Source organism: Alcanivorax sp. HI0044 (assembly GCF_001634945.1).
This window is the reverse complement of the sequence record NZ_LWEZ01001193.1, coordinates 1-3,748: the sequence shown is the minus strand read 5'-3', so window position 1 is coordinate 3,748 and position 3,748 is coordinate 1. Positions and strand designations below refer to the sequence as shown.

The window sequence follows — 3,748 nt, the reverse complement described above, 5'->3', positions numbered from 1 at the left end:
CAGTCAGGCGGCAGTGGCTCATGGCCAGGACCCGTCGCGTATCCGCTTCAAGTTCGCCTATCAGTACATCGCCGCGCAGTTGATCGTGATGGCGGCGGCTCAGCCGCTATCGCGCACGGGCGCACGCTTGGCGGAACTCAGAGCGGGGATCGGTAACCTGTTGTTGGAGGACCGTTCCCGACCTTCCAGGCCGAGAACGGTCAAAATCTCCAAGACCCGCTATCCCGTCGATCGTAATGCCGCTCCTCTTAAGTGAACGGCATTACGGCAGTTGCCGAGCTTTTTATACGACCTAATTTGGTCGGGACGGGAGGATTCGAACCTCCTACCCCTTGCACCCCATAAAGGTTACAGCTTGTCCGTCGCCGTCCAACAGAATCTACAAACCATTAAATATCAGTAAGTTAGTTAAAAATACATCTTTGCATTGTCCAACAACGTCCACTAGAATCCACCGAAAGCGATTGAGAAACGGTGACGGAACGGTGACGGAACGGTGACGAGATTTCGGAGCATACATGGGCATCATCACAGATAGACACCTCACTCCAAAAGAGCCCAAAGATGCCTGGCTAACCGAAGACGGCCCACGTGGGCATGGTCGATTCATGGTCAGACTTCAGCCAAACGGGAAGCATCTCTTCTACTTCCGTTACAGTGACCAGACAGGTAAACGCCAGTTTCACCCGCTTGGAGTTTACTCACGCACTGGCACCACCGGGCTCACTCTCAAGCAAGCCCGCACCCAAGCCAGCGAGTTATCGCGGCTCTACGTCTCAGGCATCAAGAACATTGGAGAGCACCTTAACTCAGAACGGGCCGCTCGAGAGGCCGCTAGGCAAGCAGAGCTATCACGCCTTGAGCAAGAAGCGGCACAAAAAGAGGCCGAGGCCGCTGCACTGGCTTCTCGGCAAACCGTTTCCCAGCTCTTTGAGCGATGGATGGAAATTGACGTGTCACACCGGAAAGACAAGGGTACAGAAGTCCGGCGCATGTTCGAGAAGGACGTTCTCCCCCTCATTGGCCAAGTCTTTGTCGCAGACATCCGTAAAGGGCACATCACTCAGGTGACAGATGCCATGGCGGCACGGGGTGTCACCCGCATGGTGAAAGTCGTATTCAGCCTGATGCGACAGATGTTCCGCTTTGCCGTGGACCGAGACATCATTGAATTCGACCCCAGCAGCAGTATTCGGAAAGCCAAAATCGGAGGTAAGGAGACTGAACGTGACCGAGTGCTATCCGAGGACGAGATTCGACAACTGACAAACGCCCTACCCTCTGCCAACCTGCTGAAAACCTCTGAATTGGCTGTCTGGATAGCACTTTCCACCTGTTGCCGCATTGGTGAACTTCTGGCGGCACGCTGGGAGTATATTGACCTAGAGCAAAGAACTTGGCTTATTCCTGCCGAAAACAGCAAGAACGGCAAGCCTCATCAAGTACACCTGTCAGCCTTTTCTGTCAGTTTCTTCCAACAGCTGCAGGAAATGACAGGCCTGTCCCCATGGTGCTACCCGAACAGAGCGGAAACCGGCCCTCTCTGCTCAAAAACCATAACCAAGCAGCTTTCTGACCGACAGCGCCCGTCAAATAGTGGCACCATGAGCAATCGCACTAACAACGCGCAAGCTCTTTGTTTACCCGGTGGCAAGTGGACACCTCACGACCTTCGCAGAACCGGCGCAACCATGATGACCGCTCTAGGCGTACTTCCTGAAGTCGCAGAACGCTGCCTGAACCACACCGAAGAAAATAGGGTTAAAAGGACCTATCAACGCCATAGCTATACCAAGGAATGCAGCGAGGCTTGGGAGAAATTGGGCTCCCGGCTCCAGGATCTGACAGAACCAAGATGATAGCTGATGCGTTAAATGAGAGTTTTCGCTCCAAGTGACATCTAGAGCTCAACTAAGCATTCAGGCTACCTACTCTTTCTATGAAGAATATACTCACATATTTGACCCACGCCTAAATAACACGCCTATTATTGAATTCTGACAGCCAGCAATCGACATTAGTCTAAACAGGATTGGGCTATTTTCCGCAAAATAGTCGCTTTCCTCACCATAGATCAATTCCCCAGCGTTTTACCAAGAAAGCAAGCAGAGCAAAACAAAACACGGTCAAAAAAGCTGACACTAATAAAGCCAGCCAAAATCCCCAGCGCTCAAGCATTGCTGGGAATAAGGCGAACATGGGCAGCGTTGGGAGCACATACCAAAAGGTATACCAAGCATGATTGGCCAGTTTGGCAGTGGGTTGGCCCTCAAAATAAAGCCACACCAAGACCATTAGTGTAACGACAGGCAGTGACGCCAATAGCGCCCCCACCCTATCACTCTGCTTAGCCAGCTCGGAAACCAAGACTATAATTGCTGCTGATACTAGGTATTTAATGACTAGCATTGACATAATTTTTCCTCTTGATTCCCTAGCTTAATATCAATCAATTCCTTTGAACTCACCAGTGAAGTTTACGTCGTACACATTACCCGTGTTGGTCATAAGTATATAAAGCGTTCGCTCCTCATCTTCATGATCCATAGCCACAATGTAATATCCGGGGCCAAATTTACTGATACCCACGCTCTCGTCGGGGATCTCTCTCCAGCTTTCGTCCAGTTTGCCAAATCCCATACCCCGATCTTCCTCGGTGAGCTCGACAGCCACATACCTGGCTACTTCCTCCGCCTGATCGGCGGTTACCGTGGCATGCCCTCCGCCGTGAGAAAACACCGGCGAGGCAAAACTCAAGGCCATCATCGTCATCAAGGTTTTCATCCATCTCATAACATTTTCCTCATAAAAACAGATCAAATTTATTAATGTACATGGGCTTCGCCGTCACCATGGGCGTGAGGATTAGAGGCACTGTTTGGCAACTCCTCCGGCTCACGACCCTCTGTTTCAACCTCACCGTTAACACTATCCTCTGCATCCAAATCAAAGCGCTTCTCGTACCCGGACAGCGGAGAATTAGCAACCCCCATGTCTTCATGAGTATGCTGGTGATCATCCTTGTTCAGCGGAAATTCATCAGGATTGCTTGAGTGTAGATATCCATGCAGCTGCATCAACAGCAACAGCAACCCCAACACCATCAGCAGCCCATTGGTCGCTTGACTGAAGCGTTTGAACGATGCCATGCGGCGCCAACCAGACAATAAAAACAACATGATGGCCAGCGCAGCAATCTGCCCCAACTCTACGCCAACATTGAAAGCCAGGATGCGAAAAACCAAACCATCTTCTGCCAGAGGTAATTGCTGCAATCGCGTCGACAGTCCAAACCCGTGAATAAGACCGAAAGCGAAAACCATCCACATTAAGTTTGGTGACTTCATCTTCAGATAAGTCTTGAAACCGCCAAGGTTATCAAACGCCTTATAGCAGACAGTCAGAGCGATAACCGCATCCACTAAGTAGTAATTCGCCTGAATACTATAGAGGGTGGCAAACACCAGAGTAATCGAGTGGCCAATGGAAAACGCGGTTATAAAACGAACAATGTCACTGAAGCGGGTCAGAAAGAACACCACGCCGAACAGAAACAGTAAATGGTCATAGCCTGTGACCATGTGCATCGCTCCAAGCTCAATGTACTCCATGAAACCGGCATTGAGCGCCCTCGCCTTATCCTCTGCTGACATGCCATGCCCCATGGCGATGCTGCTTGCCAAAATGGATAGAAGACCAATCCAGTATTTCAATTTCACAACCTAAACTCCCTTGTTGTTGATTTGCT

4 protein-coding genes and 1 pseudogene are annotated in these 3,748 nt (G+C 50.5%); 2 read left to right on the top strand and 3 right to left on the bottom strand.

From position 1 onward, the window contains the following. Both A3730_RS16045 and A3730_RS16040 read left to right on the top strand, forming a co-directional pair. A pseudogene (locus A3730_RS16045) lies at nucleotides 1–256 on the top strand (IS4 family transposase); the annotation flags it as partial. 262 nt (nucleotides 257–518) lie between these two features. After that, nucleotides 519–1,859 (top strand): site-specific integrase, encoded by a 1,341-nt coding sequence (locus tag A3730_RS16040; protein WP_062817548.1) that lies wholly within the window; start codon nucleotides 519–521, stop codon nucleotides 1,857–1,859. 205 nt (nucleotides 1,860–2,064) lie between these two features. On the opposite strand, the gene A3730_RS16035 is transcribed toward A3730_RS16040, so the two are convergent. Genes A3730_RS16035 through A3730_RS16025 form a run of 3 tightly spaced genes read right to left on the bottom strand, consistent with a single transcriptional unit; the run spans nucleotide 2,065 to nucleotide 3,719 of the window. Then, nucleotides 2,065–2,415, bottom strand: coding sequence for a DUF3147 family protein (locus A3730_RS16035; RefSeq protein WP_035246388.1), 351 nt, complete (start codon nucleotides 2,413–2,415; stop codon nucleotides 2,065–2,067). Nucleotides 2,416–2,445: 30 nt separating this feature from the next. Further along, a complete protein-coding gene (locus A3730_RS16030; protein WP_062817549.1) occupies nucleotides 2,446–2,793 on the bottom strand; it encodes a DUF6488 family protein in 348 nt (115 codons plus the stop codon). A gap of 32 nt (nucleotides 2,794–2,825) precedes the next feature. Continuing rightward, on the bottom strand, nucleotides 2,826–3,719 hold the full coding sequence (locus tag A3730_RS16025) for a HupE/UreJ family protein (RefSeq protein WP_062817550.1): 894 nt from the start codon (nucleotides 3,717–3,719) through the stop codon (nucleotides 2,826–2,828). Between the last annotated feature and the right edge of the window lie 29 nt (nucleotides 3,720–3,748).